We start from the raw sequence: 17,476 nt of genomic DNA on the forward strand, positions 1-17,476 counted from the left end.
GTCGCAAAATACCTCTTGGCTTTGACCAATCGCCCCTCAGTTGATAGAATTTCGCACTGAGCGGTCATGCATTGCACTCCGACGAAACGGACATGCCTGTGAAAGCCACGACCAGCCGTTCTCGCACGGTTCTCTCCAATGATGAGATGATGCGTCAGGTTCGAACGATCCTCGAAAGCCCGGAGGACGATCTTCAAGCCGGCCTCGTGAAAGAGTTGTTGAGCGGCGTCCTCCGGTTGCACGATTCCCACCTGGAAGCCCTGGACCTCAAGATCGTCAATCGCACCATCAAGGAACTGCGTCACGCATTCCGGGTGTTTCACGACTACCGCGATCGACGGAAAATCAGCATATTCGGATCGGCTCGTACCGCCAACGACGATCCCAACTACGGCCTCGCGGTTGAATTCGCCAAGCGAATCGTCCGGGAAGGATTCATGGTCATCACGGGCGGCGCGGACGGCATCATGCGTGCGGCCCAGGAGGGAGCCGGGCGAGAGAACAGTTTCGGCGTCAACATCATGCTGCCGTTCGAGCAAGGCCCGAACGCAACCATCGCCGACGATCCCAAACTGGTCACCTTCAAGTACTTCTTCACCCGGAAGCTCATCTTTCAAAAAGAGGCCAACGCGATCGCGCTCTTTCCCGGTGGATTCGGCACGCACGACGAAGGATTTGAGATCCTGACTTTGGCGCAAACCGGCAAGAGCGACCCGCAACCAATCGTTTGTCTTCAGGCCCCGGGGTGCGATTACTGGGACGAGTGGCAGGGATTCATCACCAGACAGCTGTTGTCCCGCCAGCTCATCAGCCCGGAGGACCTGTGTCTCTATAAGATCGTCACGTCGGCCGAGGCGGCAGTGGAGGAAATCAAGACGTTCTATCGGCGATTCCATTCCATCCGCTATGTCGGCCGGCAATTGGTGATCAGAATGAGCAGCCCGCTCTCACAGGAACAGGTTGAAGCCCTCCATGACCAATTCGGCGATTTGCTGTCGGAAGGCACATTCGAATCGCACGGGCACCTTCCGGAGGAGCTTGATGAACCGGAACTGACCGGCCTTCCCCGCCTGATGTTCATGTCCAACCGCAAGAGCGCCAGCAGACTGCGCCAATTGATCAACCATCTGAATCATCTATAGGCGACACGCCGATTGCGCTTTAGTCCCGCCGAGCGCCATGATATGCTCCGCGTCGCTATGGCCGGACCGGGCTCGACACCTCGCGCTTCCTTCGTTCCCACCGCCATCCTGTATCATGCCGAATGCGCCGATGGGTTTGGTGCGGCGTGGGCGCTGTGGCGCGAGTTTCCGTCCGCCCGCTATCTCCCGGTCAAGCACGGCAACCCGCCCCCCGATGGCCTGAGCGGGCAGCGAGTGGTCATCGTCGATTTCAGCTACAGCCGCCGTCAGCTCGAGGCCATGGCCGGCACGACCGAATCCCTCCTCGTCCTGGATCATCACGTGACGGCGGAGAAGGCGCTGGAAGGCTTGCCGTATGCGTATTTCGACCTCACGAAGTCCGGCGCGGTGCTCGCCTGGGAATGGGCCAGTTCCAAGCCAGTTCCATGGCTCTTGGAATACATCCAGGACAAGGATCTCTGGACTTGGACCTTGCCCGCCAGCCGTGAAATCAATGCCGCGGTGGCGTCCTACCCGTTCGACTTCGAGACCTGGAATCATTTCTCCCGCAAGGACTTGGAGCATGAGGGTCGCGCCATCCTCCGGTACGAGGGCGAAATCGTCAGCAAACTCTCGGCTCAGGCCGTGATGGTCGCATTTCACGGTGAGACGGTTCCATCCGTCCAAAGTGCGGTACTGACAAGTCAAATCGGGGAGCGATTGTCCGCGGACCATCCGTTTTGCCTGATCTGGCACGATCGGGACGGCCGCCGCTATTACAGTATGCGGTCGAAAGAAGACGGGGCGGACGTCGGATCGATTGCCGCGTCGTTCGGCGGCGGAGGCCATACGCATGCCGCGGGCTTTTCCATCCCGCTCGGCTCCGACGGCTCTCTTCCCGACAACCCTGCCCTGCCTCGCCCGCTCTTGAACCGGCGGCGCGGGGCGCCATGATGTTCCTTCGCGATGATTCCTCTGCATGACGATAATCCGACCGATGGCACACCGGTCGTCACCGTCGCCCTGATCGTTTCCTGCGTGCTCGTCTTCTTGTACCAGTCCAGCCTTCCCGGCGAACCGGGGGAGCGGTTCGTCTTCGAGTTCGGCGCTATTCCGGCTGTGGTCTTCGGAACGGCACAGATTCCCGCTGTCGTCATTCCTCCGTACGCGACCCTCGTGACCTCCATGTTTCTGCACGGCGGGTGGATGCATCTCATCGGAAACATGCTTTATCTCTGGATCTTCGGCAACAATATCGAAGACGTCATGGGACACGGACGGTTCATCGTGTTTTATCTGACTTGCGGTATCCTGGCGGCCCTCAGCCACGCACTGACGGATCCGTCTTCCACCGTTCCGATGGTCGGAGCGAGCGGAGCGATCTCAGGCGTCCTGGGAGCTTATGTGCTGCTCTTTCCCCGCGCCCACGTGCTGGTGTTCATTCCCGGCATCGGAACGACGCGAGTAGCGGCAGGAGTCGTCCTGGGCATGTGGTTCGCGACACAGCTGTTGAGCGGAGGAATGAGTGCCGGGTCACCGGGTGGAGGCGTCGCGTTCTTCGCTCACATTGGGGGCTTTGTGGCGGGCATGATGCTGATCGGGCTGTTCAAGCGCGCCGACGTCCCGTTTTTCGCGCCGGCACGGCTTCGTCGTTGGGACGTCTAACGAACACCCACTGCCGCTTGTGCGATCCGCTATGTGTCGATCAATTCTCGGACCTTTTCGACCAAACCGGCCTGTCGATACGGTCGCCGCAGGAGAAACCGCCGGTTGATTCGGTGGGAAAGAATCGCTTCGTCGTCGTAACCGGATACGAAGAGCGCCTTCATCGTCGGAAACTGTTTCAGCAATCGCTTGGCCAGCTCCCGGCCGGTGATTTCAGGCATGATGAGGCCGCTCACGGCGACGTGCAAGCCTCCCTGGTGTTCATGCGCCAGCATCAATGCTTCTACCGGGGAACTGGCTTCGAGCACCCGGTATCGGTGACGGCGCAAGGTCGCCAGGGCAAGCTTCCGCTCGATTTCGTGGGGTTCGACCAAGAGAATCGTCTCTTCCCCCCGGGCTGATAATGCGGTCGCTGGGGTCTCGGCTCGGGAGCCGGCATCTTCAACCGCAGGCATCGAAATGCGCACTGTGGTTCCGTGACCGGGCTGGCTCATGACGTCAACGTGACCGCCGTGTTGCTTGATAATCCCGTATACCGCGGTAAGCCCCAATCCCACGTTCGTTTCCTTTGTCGAGAAGAACGGCTCGAACATTCTTGATTGCGTATCACGCGTCATACCGCTGCCGCTGTCGCCGACCTGAATCACGGCAGTGCAGGCTCCCCGTCTCATCCCGCTGCCGTTCACTTCTTTCGCCGCCGGACCCCGCGTCACATCGATTTTTAAACGGCCGACGCCCGGCATGGCGTCCCGGGCGTTCACGATCACATTGAGCAACGCCTGTTCGAACCCCTCCCGATCGATCTCCAGATGCGGAGCGGAGGCGTCGACCGAAATGTGGCACTCGATTCGATTCGGCAACAGATCGCGTATCACGCCGGATAGTTCTTCAATGACGGTCTTGATCGATAAGACCTGGCGGAAGTGCCTGTTTTCCACGTCAAGCGATGCCAACTGCGCGGCGAGCGCCGCAGCCTGCTCCCCGCGCCGGAACATCTCGTCGACGGGTCCGTACAGCGGATCGTCCGGCCGAAGACGCGACATGACGATACCGGTCTGCTTTCCGATCACTGAAAAGAGATGACTGAACTCATTGGCGATTCCCCTGGTCAGCCGTCCGACCGCTTCCATTTTCTGCGCGTCCGTCAATTGGCGTTCGAGTTCCTGTCGCTCCGCGTGCCCTTGCCGGACATGGTCGTTCGCTTTGGACAAGTCCTCTTTCAACCCCGCGATTCTGGCTTCCAGCTGCGACAGTGACGCCTGCAGTGCACTTTCCGTCCGTTGCAGCTGCCCGATGTTCTCCAGCAAATGCGCCTTCTGTTGCTGCTCCTTGCCGATCGTCTCCATCGCCATGCCATAGAACGTGGCCATGACCAGCAACACCGGCATGCCGAGCAAGTGCCCGACTGATATCGCCCCGGTTTGCATGATTCCCTGATACAGCAGGAACCCATAGCCGGCGCAGAGCAACGACGAGAACGCCATGACGAGTGAAAATCGTCTGACGGACGCGGCGATCAGCATCAAGACGAAGTACGAGAGATACAGGTCCGATCGGGCGTTTCCGGAAAGATAGATCGTCGTCGTGACCAGGAGCGTGTCAATTCCGACCAGAAGGCCGCTGAACCATGCGGCATGCAGAACAGACAAAGGAACAATGAACAGCCCCCCGAGGAGGACGGCTAAAGCGGCCATGATCACCATACTGACGGCCGGCGCGGCAGCCTGCTCCGGGCCGAACAGCAACTCATAGGTCAACATGACTCCGACGAGGGTTTGAAGAACCAGATATCGGTTTCGAGAGATGTGGGGATGGTCGGCGCTATGGGGAAGGATTTCGTGAACCGTCTGCAACGGATCGCTCGCCATGAGAAGGTCTCCGGACCGCCAAAGCAGAGCATTCCAGCAAGTCCCATACCGACCGAGCGGTTCGATAGGTCGCTGTTTTTTCTGAATCAGAGACCGACGCAGCGATCCTTGATGTGGGAAATCCCCCTAGGGAGTCACAAAAGAGAACAACGGCAGGAGGGCCGAAAAATGTCTCTGTCGTGGAGAGGGAGGGGCCTAGGTGATTGCGGTCTTGGAGAGGCAGTCCTGCAGATGAAAGGCTCGCTCCAGGGCGGTCTCCTGCCGGGAAGCCACAAACGTCACGTGCCCCATCTTGCGGCGAGGACGCACGGTTCTCTTACCGTACAAGTGAAGCACGGAGCCCGGCCCCGCCAGCAGCGCGGCACAGTCTCCCTGCGTGACACGAGTCGCGTCGTCTCCGATCAGGTTGACCATGACCGCCGGAGTGGTCAGGCCGACCTTGCCCAAGGGAAGACCACAGATCGAACGGACCTGTTGCTCGAATTGGGATACGCTGCACGCGTCCAGCGTGTAATGACCCGAGTTGTGTGGCCGAGGAGCGATTTCGTTGATGAGGATCTGTCCGCCGGAGAGTTCGAACAATTCAAGACAGAAAACCCCGATTCCATCCAGCCGTGAGACAGTCTGTCTGGCCAACTCACCGATCTGTGCCGCAAGAGACGGCGAAATTCGAGCCGGGACAATGGTCTTCCTGAGGATGCCTTCATCATGTTCGTTTTCGGCGATCGGATAGACCACCATCTCGCCATCGATTCCCCGAACCGCCAGCACCGATAGTTCCCGTTCGAATGGAACCAATGGCTCGACAATCCATCGCAGGTCCTGCCGGCCGGTTGCACGAAACGCTTCTCGAACCTCGACCAGATCCGACTCGTCCCTGATTCTCCATTGTCCTTTGCCGTCGTAGCCGGCCGTCGCCGTCTTACAGACCGCCGGGCAGCCAATCTCCGCGACAGCCTCGGACAAGTGCTCGGGCGACGACACCACGGCAAAGCGCGGGACGGGGAAACCGTGTGCGCGCAGGCAGTCTTTTTGAACGATGCGATCCTGAATGAGCTTGAGAATCGCGCTGGATGGACGGAGCGGTTTCCGCTGCTCAATGTCTCGACACAACATCCATGGGACATTTTCCCATTCGTACGTGACGACACTGGCGAGACGAGTGAAAGAGTCAAACGCGTGCGGATCAGCGAAGGACTGCGTAAAGGAATGTCGGACGATGCGATGGGCCGGCGCATCGGCATCCGGATCCCATACGGCCACACCGTAGCCAAGCCGATGGGCCGCCTCGGCAAACATGGCTCCCAGCTGCCCGCCGCCCAATACTCCGAGGACCGCCCCTGCGGCAATCACCGCCTGCTTCTCGGCCGTCGAGGAGGACGATTGTCCCAGGAGGCACCGTCCACCACGCCCTGCGCTTCCGGACTGTTGAGCACGCTTTCCGTCTGGGTTCTGCGGAAATCCCTGACCCGAGCCGCGACGTCCGGATAGCGGCCGCCAAGAATCTGCGCGGCCAACAAGCCGGCATTTTCGGCTCCTCCGATGGCCACCGTGGCCACCGGAATGCCGCGAGGCATTTGGACGATCGACAAGAGTGAATCGAGCCCGCGAAGATGTTCGGTGGGAATCGGAACGCCGATGACCGGCAAATGAGTCTTGGCGGCCAGCATTCCGGGCAAATGTGCCGCGCCGCCGGCCCCGGCGATGATCACTTCAATTCCGCGCGACGCGGCTTGTTCGGCATAGGCAAACAAGCGGTCAGGCGTCCGGTGAGCGGAGACGACCAGCAGTTCATGAGGCACACCCAATTCACCGAGAAGGGCTGTCGCTTTCTCGAGAATGGGGAAATCGGACTTGCTGCCGCCCAGCACCCCGACGATCGGTTGCGTGGCTCGCAGACCTGCCCCGCGGTTGTGGTTTCTTCGAGACCGTGATGACGTCGTGGATTTCATCGTGGCAGAACGAGATGGATCACGCCTCACCTTAGCGATTCTCCCCGGAGCGGTCAAGGACGTCTGTCGATAGGCGCGTCTTCGTCGAGAAATTGACCACTTGAGCCGGTTTCCTCTATGATAGGTGCGTATTGTTAGCCTATTCGCGTTCCCGCGAGGACCCCGTGGCAGGTATCGCCCAGACCCTTCGGCACAAGGTCCGGTCAATCGTCAATCGACCCTCCGGTCTGGACGAGATGGCGATCGATGACCTCGCGGCCTCCAACAAGCTTCGAGCCTGGGAAGCCGTACAAATTCCCGAACGGCTGAAGTTCTCCTCGAAGCTCGCGCTGACGCTCATTCTGCTTTTCATATTGATCATCGCGTTTTTGCCGTGGACCCAGACCATTACGGTCACGGGTCAACTGTCCGCCTATACGCCGTTCGAGCGACCACAGGACATCGAAGCACAGATTACGGGCCGCATCAGAAAATGGCACATTTTCGAGGGCGTCCGCGTCAGACAAGGGGATCTCATCCTTGAGCTGGACGACTATGATCCGAACTTCATGGCTCCGGATCTCTTGGTGCTCTTAGAGCAACGACGCGTTGCCCTAACCGAAACCCGCAAGGCTGCCCTGTCACGCGCCGGGCAATTGGACAAACGCATCGGGGAAATGCAGAACATCGTGAAAGCCGCGGTCCCCTCGGCCCAAGCCCGCGTGGTTGAAGCGGAAAGCAAAGTCCGTGAGGCGTATCAAAAGGTCGAGGCGGCTAAGATCGCGGTTGCAACCGCTGAATTGAACGTCGATCGCCATAAGCAACTGGCCGAGCAAGGACTTGTCTCTCAGCGTGAGTTGGAAGTCGCCATTCAATTCGCCATTGCATCGAAGGCAGATCTCACCGGTACGCAGGCCAATCTCAAGGCGGCAGAGCAAGGCATGAAGGCGCTGAGCTTCGGCCGGGATCAGGTCAACGCGGAGGTCCTCCAACGGTTGCTGGATGCCGAGGCGGCTCGAGATGCGTCGATCGCCGAGGCCGCACGAGCAGCCGATCAATTGGCCGAGGTATCGCTTCGCATGTCCAATGCCGAGCAACGCCGAAGCGCGAGCCGCATCCTCGCCCCCATGGACGGGACCGTCGTGAAGATGATGCAGGCCGGCGCCGGCGAAACCGTTCGGCAGGGGGATAAGATCGTCCGTCTTTCTCCAACCAGCGCCGATAAAGCCATCGAGATGACGGCCGACGGTCTCGACGCCCCGCTTCTGAACGTCGGTAGAAAGGTCCGGATCCTGTTTTACGGTATTCCGGCCATTCCGCTGCCGGCCTGGCCTGACCTGATGGCCGGGACCTTCGGCGGTCTCATCAAAGTCGTTGATCAAGTCGATGACGGAAAGGGCAATTTCCGTTTCTGGGTTGTGCCGGACCCGGACGACCGTGCATGGCCCCCTCAAGAACACGTGCGCCAGGGCACCAAAGCCATGGGCTGGGTGATTCTCAACCGTGTCCCGTTGTGGTACGAACTCTGGCGCCGCTTCAACCTGTTCCCGCCGGACTATCAAGAACGTCCTCCAAGCCTCATCGATACCCTCTTGCCCAAAGCAGGAAGGGGTGCCAAGTAAGGATTGCCCAGACGTCTTAGTTTCGTTCCCGTTCCTGTGCATTCAGTGTCTGCGGTGATGTGCCACCTGAGGAAGGGGGCACCGGCCAGCCGTCATTCTTTTTGAGGAAAGGAGTGTTCCATGTCTGTTCGATGTCTACTCGCCCTGGTCCTCACCCTCGCGCTCTTCGGCCGGCTCCCGGCCTTCGCCGCCTCGGAATTCCCGGTTTCCGACAGAACACTCCCGCCCATTCCCCTAAGCGTGGACGAAGTTCATGCGTGGATCGATCGTTCCCATCCGCTGCTGAAGGGAGCCGGAACGGAAAAGGTCATGGCGCGCGGCAAGATGTTGAAGGCGCTCGGAGCGTTTGAGCCGGTCCTCATCAACGATACGGAGCTGGAGCGGTTCATTTCCAGTTCCAATCCGGGCTTGGGAACCCAGTCCAAGGGATACAACGACACCTTGATCGAAGCAAGACATCCTTGGGGTTTCCGCGGATCCGCCGGTATCAGAGAAGTCATCAACGGTCCCGCCAATATTCCCGATCTGGGTTTTGGCGGAGGGACAGGCCAGGTCATTCTCGGCGGATTCTTCCCGCTTCTCAAAGGATTGATGATCAACCCTGATAGCGCCGAGTTGCAGCGTTCGGAATTGGCGGATCCGCGTGCCGACATTAAAATCGCCCAAACCCGGCAGGATCTGTTTCTCGCCGCCGCGACCCAGTTCTGGGATTGGGTGGCTGCCGTCCGATTTGTGGAGTTGCAACGGAAAGCTGTGGGGGTCGCCGAAGGGAGATTCAAACAGATCGAAGGGAGAGCAAAAGCCGGAGCGGTGGCGCCTCTCGATGTGGTCGAGGCCAATCAAGAGGTGCAACGCCGACGCGAAGTGGCGATCGGCGCCCAGCGGCTGGTAGAGCAGGAGCAGCTGAAGCTCTCGATGTTTCTGTGGGACAACGGCGCCCCGTCGGCTCCCACCATGGAGCGGGCGCCGGGATTCCCGTCACAGATGCTCATTCCCAACCCCGAGGACGTCAAGGTTCATAAGCTGCAAGCAAAATCGGAGCGTCCCGAAGTCAAAGAGATCGGCATCGAGGCGAAACTGAACAACATCGATCTCGAGCTGGCAAAGAACAATCTCCTGCCCAGTCTCGACGCGGAAGCCGCCCCGGCGCGACAGCCGGAAAAGTTCGTGTTGGGACTCGGCTATCGCTTCGGCATTGAACTGAAGATGCCGATCCTTCAACGCAAGGGTCGCGGCGAGGTGTTGGAAGCGCAAGGGAAAGCCGATCGGTTCGTGCTGACCCAGCGGTTCCGCGAGCAGCAGGTGGTCATCGACGTGGACAACGCGTTGTCGGCAATCGAGCGGGCAAAAGAGCGGATCTCTCTGGCGGTCGAATCGCTTCGCCTCGCCAAGGCCGTCGAGGAGGGCGAGCGGTTTCGATTCAGCCTCGGCGCGACGAGCGTATTGTTCGTGAACTTACGGGAACGGAACTCCGTAGACTCGGAGGCGCAGGTCATCCGTGCCAAGGCCGACTATCAGAAGGCCCTGGCGCTCTATCAATGGGCCATCGGGACGTGGGGCAAGTCCGATCCATCGGCCATCCCGGTGAATTATCGGTCCAGGGACTGATCGGGGAAGAAGTGGTTTTTCCCCTTGTGATTTGATAGCTTTAGCCTGGTGTTTCGTCGTCTTGGCGCCGCCGTGGAGTCCAATCGGTGCTTCGACGGCGGCCCATGCTTCAGACGGAGAGGCGGGATTCTGTGCAAGCAGCCACGGGTAGCCATCCGAACCTGATTCAAGCCATACTCGGTTATATCAGCATCATTTTCCGTCTGGAGCGACGGCTTCTGGCGCTGGTGTTCTCCTACTCGCTTGCCATCGGGCTCTTCTCCTTGATCGTACCGTTGACCGTGCAAGAACTGGTCAACACCTTCGCGTTCGCAATTCAACCGGTCACGATCGTCACCCTCGCTGGCGTCATGGTGGCGGCCCTCCTGTTCGTGGGCGCCTTCAAAGCGCTTCAGTACTATGCCGTGGAGATGCTGGAACGGCGATTCTTCGCGCGAGTCGCCATCGGAATGGCCGAGCAGCTGCCTCACCTGCAGTTTCTGGGCTTCAAGCCCCGTTACGCAAATTTCTTCATGGAAACCGTGTTCATGCAGCGGGCTATGTCCGTCCTCCTGGTCGATCTGATCGACGTCGTGGTCGGAGGGGCGGTAGGGCTGACCATCCTTGTGTTTTATCATCCCTATTTTCTGCTCTATGCGGCACTTTTGCTCGCCGGATTCAACGTCGTCTTCTTCCTTTTGTCTCACGGAGGACTCAAGGCCACGCTGGAGATGTCCCACGCCAAGTATGAAACGCTTCATTGGATGCAGGAGATTTCGTACAACCTGCTGCACTTCAAAGCGACGGACAGCCAAAACCTGCTCATGCAGCGAACCGACGAACTCGTCAATCACTATTTGGAAACCCGCCAGACCCGCTTCGGCATCCTGATCCGCCAATACCTGGGATCGGTGGGCTGGCAAGCCTTGGCACAGAGCGGTCTCATCGCCACCGCCGGATGGCTGGTTTCGATCGGCCAATTGACGCTCGGGCAATTGGTCGCCGCGGAGGTCGTCGTCAGCGGTCTCATCGCGAGTTTCGACGGGGTGGTCAAGCGTATGGGCCACATTTACTATTTCCTGACCGGACTGGTGGAGCTGGATTTCGTTTTCTCCCTGGCCAAGGACAAGACCGCGACCACGCTCTCGGTCCCGCTTCCGGATCCGACCATCCACGGCATTCGGGTTACCTGCAAGGACCTGGCGGTCCAACACCCGGAGCTGCCTCCGATTTTCAGCCAGTTCGACCTCGAAGTGATGCCGGGAGAAAAAATCGGGGTCTATGCCGGCACGACCATCGCCAAGACCGGATTGGCGCGTGTTCTGGCCGGCATCGAAGCGCCGACTTCGGGAGTCATCCGCTACAACGGCGTGGATCTCCGGCACATCGACCTGACCGCCATCAACCGTTGCCGCGGCTTCATGATCGACTCTCAATTGTCGCTCTTCGAGGGCACGATCGAAGACAACATCGTGCTCGGGCGCTCATATGTTCCGTACGCCGACGTCCGATGGGCCTTGCGCTTCGTCGAACTGGAGGAAGAGGTGGATACCCTGCCGCAGGGACTGAAGACGAACGTCCGCGCGCCGGGGAAAATCCTCGCCCCCACCCACATCATCCGCATCCTTCTCGCCAGGGCCATCCTGAGCCGGCCGCAGATTCTCATTTTCGACGGCATTCTTCACAATCTTCAACCGGCGCTGCGTGAAACCGTCCTCCGCCGTATTTGTTCCAAGGACGAGCCCTGGTCGGTCGTATTCGTTTCCAACGATCCGAACTTGACGGCACATGTCGACCGGCGAGTGATCCTGGACTGAAGGAGAACCGTGGTACATCCCGTGCAGTGGATTCTGTCGTTTAAGCCGACCGCCGCGCAGTTGGTCGTCAGCATCCTGATCGCTGGATTGGGCTGGCTCAGCGGGCAGGCATTGAGCCGCGTCGATCAGGACCTACGGATCATGTACACGGAATATACGCTCGGCGCCGCCGATCTCGCGCATATTTCGGCGGACGTGATGCGCTATCGCAACACGATCATCAGGGCGCTGGAAGCCGACAGTCAGAAGGAATTCGAGCGTATCACCGAATCGTTGCCGACTCAGCGCGCGCGGATTCAGCAGGCTGTGGACCGCTATGCGGCGGCGGGGCTCCGCGTCTCACGGAGCGGACGGAGCGAACCGGAAGACATTGAAGCGGTACGGCGAAGTCTCGATCAGTATTTTTCAGCCGCCAGCACGACCGTGCAATTGCTCACGCAGGAATGGACGGCATCGTCGCAGTCCGAGCGGGAAGTCCTTCGGCGCAAAGCCGAAGAACATGCCGCTGATAATGCCGGCCCAAAAATGATTCAAGTCAGTCTGGCGCTGGACCGCTTGCTGGACACGGTCGCTGACGTGGCGAAAGACATGCGGGACGAGGGCACCAGAGCGATTCAAGATACCAGCCTGCTCCTGGTCGTGGGCAGTTTCTTCATCGCGTTTCTGAATTTGTTCTTATCAAAACGGCGCCATGCCGCCCCGCAAGACGACTCGGCGGAATTGTCCCACACGCCGTCTTCCTCCGTTCCGCTTCCCCTTTCCAACGACCACACGAATTCCCTCCTGCGCTCCAAATAGACCGGATCCGCGCCGTCACCGGGGATCGCTGCTTTTCCCCACTGCGCGGAACAGTTCATCGCGTTCCTGGGACGTCAAGGGCTGCCAACGTCCCTTCGCCAACTCTCCGATGGTGATGTGCATGATGCGGACGCGATGAAGTTCGGTGACTCGATACCCGAGCGCGCGGCACATCCGTCTGATCTGCCGATTGCGTCCTTCCGTCAGAAAGATCCGAAACCGCCGGGGGCCCAACCGGTCGAGCCGGCACGGCTTCGTGGGTCTGCCGAGAATGACGACACCGGACGCCATGCGATCCAGAAAATCGCGATCAAACGGGCGATCGACGGACACCTCGTATTCGCGCTCATGTCCGTGCTCCGTTCGGAGAATGGCGTTAACGATATCACCGTCGTTGGTCAGAAGAATCAGGCCGGAAGAATCCTTGTCCAAACGTCCGATCGGGAAAATGCGTTCCGGATGCCCGATCTCCGCGATGATGTTCCGCGGCACATGGGCCTCGCTCGTCGTGGTGACGCCGACGGGCTTGTGATACTTGATGTAGACCGCCTCCTGCCCCCATGGAATGATCTTGCCGTCCCGCGCGATGACGTCGCCGGAACGGACGCGATCTCCAAGGACGGCCACCTTCTGATTGATGGTCACGCGCCCTGTTTCGATCAGGCGATCGGCTTCCCGCCGCGAACAGATTCCGTGCTGGGTGAAAAACTTGTTGATGCGGATAGAGTCAGCCACCGGAGTGTTGAAGATTCAGTGAGTATGTGCCGAATGCGGAATGTTCACGGTCGTTCAGCAAGGCCGCAGCGAGCGACGGTCCGAGGAGGTAAGGTACGTCGAGGCCCTGAGTGATGCGGGAACGCAGCCGACCGGCATTTTCAGCAGCCTATCCGTGGACGCGGCGGCCGGCCCTGATGCGTCCCAACATCCGATAGATCAGCCGGGCGACGCAAAACTGAGGGGCCACGAAGCCTTCGATCGGTGCAATTTCACTGACGTCCATTCCCAGAATACCGGGTCCGTTGGCCAGGGCCGCGACCAGGTTGAGCGTATCGTACCAGCCCAACCCGCCAGGCTCAGGCGTTCCCAGGGCCGGCACCAGCGACGCATCCAGCCCGTCGCAATCAAACGTCAAGTAGACCGGGCCGGTGCAGGCATTCACGACGTCGGGAATCCATCGCGAGGCCTTGCCTTCATAGGGTCCCGACGGATCAAGCAACGGCGCGGCAAAAAATGTGGTGATCGATTTCGTGTGTTTGATCCGTTCGATCTCTTCCGGACAGATCGAGCGGACACCGACTTGGACCAAGGGCAGACCGTCGTCGACCACGCGCGCCATGACGCTGGCATGGCTGTATGGATTTCCCTGGTAGGCATTGCGAAGATCGCCGTGCGCGTCAATTTGCAGGACGCAGAGATGAGGGTATTTTTTTGCATGCGCCCTGATCGCCCCCAATGCACCGGTATGCTCGCCGGTCAGGGTCACGAGGAACCGGCCCGTTCCCACGTGCGGGCGCACGAATGCCTCGATCGCATCGACCGCTGCCTGATCGACACTGCCGGCCAGATTCAGCGATTGCGTGGTGGCGATGCCGCCCCATTCACGGTAGGGCTCGCACCGGAGCATCTCGTCGTAAAATTCCACCTGATGGGACGCTTCGATGATGGCGGAAGGGCCCTTGTCGGAGCCGGGCATATAGCTCGACGTGTGTTCGTACGGAGCGGGCAGGACGTAAATGCCGGCCTGGTCCGGGTGACACCACGGCTCTTCAAGTCCGAGGAAATTTCGTTCGTAGCCTTCCCAACCGTCGGGAAGTGTCATGGATATACGCTCGCCAGGCGGGAGTCGGCCCGCGCCGATCCCATGTGATGATCGTCGCTCGAATCAGCGACGGGATCGTTTCGGAAGATTTTCCAGCGGGATGAAGACCGCCAGCGCGACGACGGTGGTCCATTTCCCCGGCTTACCGATAGCCGACTGCGTGATGTTCAAGGTCCGCACGATCTTGCCGGCCATCTTGAAGACCTGTTCGCGCTCCTTCCAGGCGATGTTCGGATCGAATTCGACGCCCAAGGTCGTGGCCAACATCTGCGCCGCCAGATCCTCGGTATATTCCCCGGTCTCTTCGTCGGTTTCCCCGTGAGCATGATGTTCGGAGAGGTATCCGTACGTGCGCCGATCGGTGGGAATGGCCAAGCCGATCGAAGCGGAAACCAACCGGTTCCGCTCATTGGTTTCCGACCGCGCCATGACGCAATGGGTGATCTCGCCGGGGTTGAGAAGTTTTTCACCGCGTTTTCGGGGAATGATTTTGCAATTGGGAGGAAGAATCGAGGACACGCTGACGAGATTACAGTAGGCCACGCCGGCGCTCCGCAACGCCTGTTCGAACGACGCCAGCTTTTCCCGATGGACACCGACTCCTCTCGTCAGAAACATATGCGTAGGTACCATCGTCTCATCCCCCTTGCTTCGTCCGCACTGTGGCGGACTGGTCTTCGTCCCGGGAAGCCTCGCGCCTCATCACCGGCGTATCGCGCCGCTGTTGTATCAAGAATGCAGCCTGATTCGCAATATCCAGACGCCTTCTTGCCTCAAAAATCGCTCAGGATGTCTTCAGATTCAGGACCAGCAGACGCGGCTCGGTCATGTCCTCGATCGTGGAGGCGACGCCTTCGCGGCCCAAGCCGGAATCCTTCACGCCGCCGTAGGGCATGTGCTCGGTTCGGAACGAGGGAATTTCGTTCGCCAGCACCGCTCCCACTTCCAACCGCTGGAAGGCCCGGAAAATCTTGTCTACGTTTTGAGTGAACACGCCGGCCTGCAACCCGTAGTCCGACTGGTTCAAAGCCTCGAGGGCTTCTTCAAATTCCTGGTATGGCGTGACCGTGACGACCGGTCCGAAGACCTCCTGGCAGGACACCTTCATGGTAGGCGTGACATTGCCCATGACGGTGGCTTCGACCACGGAGCCAAGCCGCTTGCCCCCCAGCAGCACCCGGGCTCCTTGAGATACCGCTTCCGCAATCCACCCTTCGACGCGCTTCGCGGCCCCTTGATCGATCAAGGGGCCGACAACCGTCCCGCCGTCTCCGGGATCTCCGGCCTTCAACCGGGCCACCTGCAGCAGCAACTTGGTCGTAAAGAGATCGGCGATGGAGTGATGGACAAAAATCCGCTGGACCGAGATGCAGGTTTGCCCGGCGTACGCAAACCCGCCGGCGGCGCAACGTTGAGTCGCCAATTCCAGGTCGGCATCGGGCTCGATGATCACGCCCGCGTTGCCGCCGAGTTCCAACACCACCTTTTTCTTCCCGCTCAACGCCTTCAGTTTCCAGCCTACCGCCGCGCTGCCGGTAAAACTGAGCAGCTTGAACCGTGAATCCGTCACCAGTTGCTCCGCCACCGCGTTGTCGCAGGGCAGGATGTTCAGGCCGCCTGGCGGAACCCCCGCTTCCATCGCCACTTCCCCCAGCAGGAGCGCAGTGAGCGGAGTTTGGGGCGCCGGCTTGATCAGGATGGCATTACCTGCAGCCAATGCCGGAGCCACTTTGTGCGCGACGAGATTGAGGGGAAAGTTGAACGGGGTAATACCGAGCACCGGGCCGATGGGAACCCGCCGGAGAATGCCGAGATGCGAATCGGTCCCCGGCGTCCAGTCGAGCGGAATCACGTCTCCCGGAATCCGCCGGGCCTCTTCGGCCGCCACCGTGAAGGTTTGTACGGCTCGACTCACCTCGCGTTTGGCGTCGGCGATCGGCTTGCCCGCCTCGGCGGTCATCACCTGGGCGAATTCATCCCGCCGGTCATAGAGCGCTCCGGCGATCTTCTGTAACAAGTGATACCGGCCGTGCGAGGGCAGCGCCGCCATCTGCCGGGCGGCGTCGCTGGTCGACTGAGCCGCGTCGGACGCGTCGTCGGGACCCGCCTGCGCCACCTCCACCAGCACCTTTCCCGTAAAGGGATCGTGCACAGGGAGGACCGTCTTGCCCTGTCGCCACTGGCCGCCGATGAGAAATGGACGTGGTCCCTGCAACGAGACACTCCACAGATGGAAAGGAACGTTCGCAGATGCTCCGCTCGCGCGAGCCGTCACCCCGGCCCCGCGACATTCCGACTAGAGCGTAGACTCGATCGAGGAGGTGGAAGCCGCTTCGGTCGTGGCGGCAGGCACCGCGGCCTGTTCACCTGCGACCGCCTTGCTGATCAGATCCTCCGTGCCCCAATCACGAATCGCTTCGAGAGAAAAGGCCTCATACGTCGAGACGCCGTGGCAGGACGGGCAATCCGGCATCGGGACCTTGCGGTAAAACACCTCCGACAGACAGGACATGCACACCCAGAACGGCGGCTCGCTGTCGCGGTGAGGAACGGACCAGAACGATTGCGTGATTGACATAGGTTATCCTTCTTTAGGTGTGTCCCGCTGATCGGGCCATCATGATCTACGAGGGCGGTGCCTTCTTGCTGAGCATACGGTCGATTTCCTCCGCGAAGGCCTCGAACGGAAACGCGCCTGGAATGGCAACGGCGGGATCCTTTTCCGTCGGCCCGGCGGCCGTATACATCAGGATGAACCCGGGAGTCCCGTGAAATCCCCAGCGGTTCGCCTCCTGCCGGTCCTGGAAGATCGATTCCAAATGCCGCCGTTCGTCGAAACACTGTCCGAACGCGGCCTGATCCAGTCCGATCGCTTTGGCAAATCCCTTGAACGCCCCGGTTTCCAAGCGTCCCCCTTCCGTGAACAAACGGTCGTGCATCGCCCAATATCGCCCTTGAGCGCCGGCGCACCGCGCCGCCACGGCGGCGTCGACTCCGACTCCGCGATCAGTGCGCGGGTAATCCCGGTACACGAACTTCACCTTCCCGGTATCGATGTACTTGGCCTGCAGCCGCGGCAACGTGTCACGGAAAAACTTGAGACAGTAGCCGCAGGTGAAGTCGGAATACTCGACCAGCGTGATCGGAGCATCCGCCCGTCCCCTGATCCGTCCGTCGTCGGCAATCGTCCCCGCCTGGACCGCGCCGGTACTCACGAGAGCGAGGCCCGCCAGCAACGTGATCATACT

General features: G+C 60.1%; 16 protein-coding genes. 7 read left to right on the forward strand and 9 right to left on the reverse strand.

Annotated elements, in window-relative coordinates:
• Nucleotides 1-92 precede the first annotated feature (92 nt).
• Genes NSJP_RS02310 through NSJP_RS02320 form a run of 3 tightly spaced genes read left to right on the forward strand, consistent with a single transcriptional unit; the run spans nucleotide 93 to nucleotide 2,786 of the window.
• On the forward strand, nucleotides 93-1,142 hold the full coding sequence (locus tag NSJP_RS02310; protein WP_231989466.1) for an LOG family protein: 1,050 nt from the start codon (nucleotides 93-95) through the stop codon (nucleotides 1,140-1,142).
• Between the two features lie 42 nt (nucleotides 1,143-1,184).
• The gene (locus NSJP_RS02315; protein WP_155969797.1) at nucleotides 1,185-2,075 is read left to right on the forward strand and encodes a DHHA1 domain-containing protein; all 891 of its coding nucleotides are present in this window, start codon (nucleotides 1,185-1,187) and stop codon (nucleotides 2,073-2,075) included.
• 12 nt (nucleotides 2,076-2,087) lie between these two features.
• Nucleotides 2,088-2,786, forward strand: a complete 699-nt coding sequence (locus NSJP_RS02320; protein ID WP_080885329.1) for a rhomboid family intramembrane serine protease — start codon at nucleotides 2,088-2,090, stop codon at nucleotides 2,784-2,786.
• A 29-nt stretch (nucleotides 2,787-2,815) separates the two neighbouring features.
• Here the strand turns inward: NSJP_RS02320 and NSJP_RS02325 are convergent, their stop codons facing one another.
• From NSJP_RS02325 to purE, 3 genes are all read right to left on the reverse strand, one after another.
• Nucleotides 2,816-4,654: an ATP-binding protein gene (locus NSJP_RS02325; RefSeq protein WP_080885330.1), complete on the reverse strand. Its 1,839-nt coding sequence runs from the start codon at nucleotides 4,652-4,654 to the stop codon at nucleotides 2,816-2,818.
• A gap of 195 nt (nucleotides 4,655-4,849) precedes the next feature.
• Nucleotides 4,850-6,007, reverse strand: coding sequence for a 5-(carboxyamino)imidazole ribonucleotide synthase (locus NSJP_RS02330; protein ID WP_172834103.1), 1,158 nt, complete (start codon nucleotides 6,005-6,007; stop codon nucleotides 4,850-4,852).
• The gene (gene purE, locus NSJP_RS02335) at nucleotides 6,004-6,606 is read right to left on the reverse strand and encodes a 5-(carboxyamino)imidazole ribonucleotide mutase (protein ID WP_080885332.1); all 603 of its coding nucleotides are present in this window, start codon (nucleotides 6,604-6,606) and stop codon (nucleotides 6,004-6,006) included. Before purE ends, NSJP_RS02330 begins: the two co-directional genes overlap by 4 nt.
• Before the next feature lie 164 nt (nucleotides 6,607-6,770).
• On the opposite strand from purE, the gene NSJP_RS02340 reads away from it, so the two are divergent.
• The 4 genes from NSJP_RS02340 to NSJP_RS02355 all read left to right on the forward strand — a co-directional run bounded on the left by NSJP_RS02340 (nucleotide 6,771) and on the right by NSJP_RS02355 (nucleotide 12,409).
• Nucleotides 6,771-8,207, forward strand: a complete 1,437-nt coding sequence (locus NSJP_RS02340; RefSeq protein ID WP_080885333.1) for an HlyD family secretion protein — start codon at nucleotides 6,771-6,773, stop codon at nucleotides 8,205-8,207.
• Nucleotides 8,208-8,648: 441 nt separating this feature from the next.
• Entirely contained in the window at nucleotides 8,649-9,815 is a 1,167-nt protein-coding gene (locus NSJP_RS02345) for a TolC family protein (RefSeq protein ID WP_407938643.1), read from the forward strand.
• 131 nt (nucleotides 9,816-9,946) lie between these two features.
• On the forward strand, nucleotides 9,947-11,611 hold the full coding sequence (locus NSJP_RS02350) for an ATP-binding cassette domain-containing protein (protein WP_231989467.1): 1,665 nt from the start codon (nucleotides 9,947-9,949) through the stop codon (nucleotides 11,609-11,611).
• A 9-nt stretch (nucleotides 11,612-11,620) separates the two neighbouring features.
• Nucleotides 11,621-12,409 carry an MCP four helix bundle domain-containing protein gene (locus NSJP_RS02355; protein WP_080885336.1) on the forward strand — a complete coding sequence of 263 codons (789 nt, stop codon included), beginning with the start codon at nucleotides 11,621-11,623 and terminating at the stop codon, nucleotides 12,407-12,409.
• 15 nt (nucleotides 12,410-12,424) lie between these two features.
• Here the strand turns inward: NSJP_RS02355 and NSJP_RS02360 are convergent, their stop codons facing one another.
• The 6 genes from NSJP_RS02360 to NSJP_RS02385 all read right to left on the reverse strand — a co-directional run bounded on the left by NSJP_RS02360 (nucleotide 12,425) and on the right by NSJP_RS02385 (nucleotide 17,473).
• A complete protein-coding gene (locus tag NSJP_RS02360) occupies nucleotides 12,425-13,132 on the reverse strand; it encodes a pseudouridine synthase (protein ID WP_080888487.1) in 708 nt (235 codons plus the stop codon).
• A gap of 160 nt (nucleotides 13,133-13,292) precedes the next feature.
• Nucleotides 13,293-14,228: an agmatinase gene (speB, locus tag NSJP_RS02365; protein ID WP_080885337.1), complete on the reverse strand. Its 936-nt coding sequence runs from the start codon at nucleotides 14,226-14,228 to the stop codon at nucleotides 13,293-13,295.
• A 63-nt stretch (nucleotides 14,229-14,291) separates the two neighbouring features.
• Nucleotides 14,292-14,861 (reverse strand): pyruvoyl-dependent arginine decarboxylase, encoded by a 570-nt coding sequence (locus NSJP_RS02370; protein WP_080885338.1) that lies wholly within the window; start codon nucleotides 14,859-14,861, stop codon nucleotides 14,292-14,294.
• Nucleotides 14,862-15,012: 151 nt separating this feature from the next.
• Entirely contained in the window at nucleotides 15,013-16,443 is a 1,431-nt protein-coding gene (locus tag NSJP_RS02375) for an aldehyde dehydrogenase family protein (protein ID WP_080885339.1), read from the reverse strand.
• 81 nt (nucleotides 16,444-16,524) lie between these two features.
• Nucleotides 16,525-16,806: a hypothetical protein gene (locus NSJP_RS02380; RefSeq protein WP_080885340.1), complete on the reverse strand. Its 282-nt coding sequence runs from the start codon at nucleotides 16,804-16,806 to the stop codon at nucleotides 16,525-16,527.
• A 46-nt stretch (nucleotides 16,807-16,852) separates the two neighbouring features.
• On the reverse strand, nucleotides 16,853-17,473 hold the full coding sequence (locus NSJP_RS02385; protein WP_172834104.1) for a DsbA family protein: 621 nt from the start codon (nucleotides 17,471-17,473) through the stop codon (nucleotides 16,853-16,855).
• Nucleotides 17,474-17,476 lie beyond the last annotated feature (3 nt).

The organism is Nitrospira japonica (assembly GCF_900169565.1).
GTDB classification, from domain to species: Bacteria; Nitrospirota; Nitrospiria; order Nitrospirales; family Nitrospiraceae; genus Nitrospira_C; species Nitrospira_C japonica_A.

Coding starts and splice junctions, on each gene's coding strand:
- NSJP_RS02310 (WP_231989466.1), top strand. CDS start 93: ATGCCTGTGAAAGCCACGACCAGCCGTTCTCGCACGGTTCTCTCCAAT.
- NSJP_RS02325 (WP_080885330.1), bottom strand. CDS start 4,654: ATGGCGAGCGATCCGTTGCAGACGGTTCACGAAATCCTTCCCCATAGC.
- NSJP_RS02380 (WP_080885340.1), bottom strand. CDS start 16,806: ATGTCAATCACGCAATCGTTCTGGTCCGTTCCTCACCGCGACAGCGAG.
- speB (WP_080885337.1), bottom strand. CDS start 14,228: ATGACACTTCCCGACGGTTGGGAAGGCTACGAACGAAATTTCCTCGGA.
- NSJP_RS02320 (WP_080885329.1), top strand. CDS start 2,088: ATGATTCCTCTGCATGACGATAATCCGACCGATGGCACACCGGTCGTC.
- NSJP_RS02315 (WP_155969797.1), top strand. CDS start 1,185: ATGCTCCGCGTCGCTATGGCCGGACCGGGCTCGACACCTCGCGCTTCC.
- purE (WP_080885332.1), bottom strand. CDS start 6,606: ATGAAATCCACGACGTCATCACGGTCTCGAAGAAACCACAACCGCGGG.
- NSJP_RS02385 (WP_172834104.1), bottom strand. CDS start 17,473: ATGATCACGTTGCTGGCGGGCCTCGCTCTCGTGAGTACCGGCGCGGTC.
- NSJP_RS02370 (WP_080885338.1), bottom strand. CDS start 14,861: ATGGTACCTACGCATATGTTTCTGACGAGAGGAGTCGGTGTCCATCGG.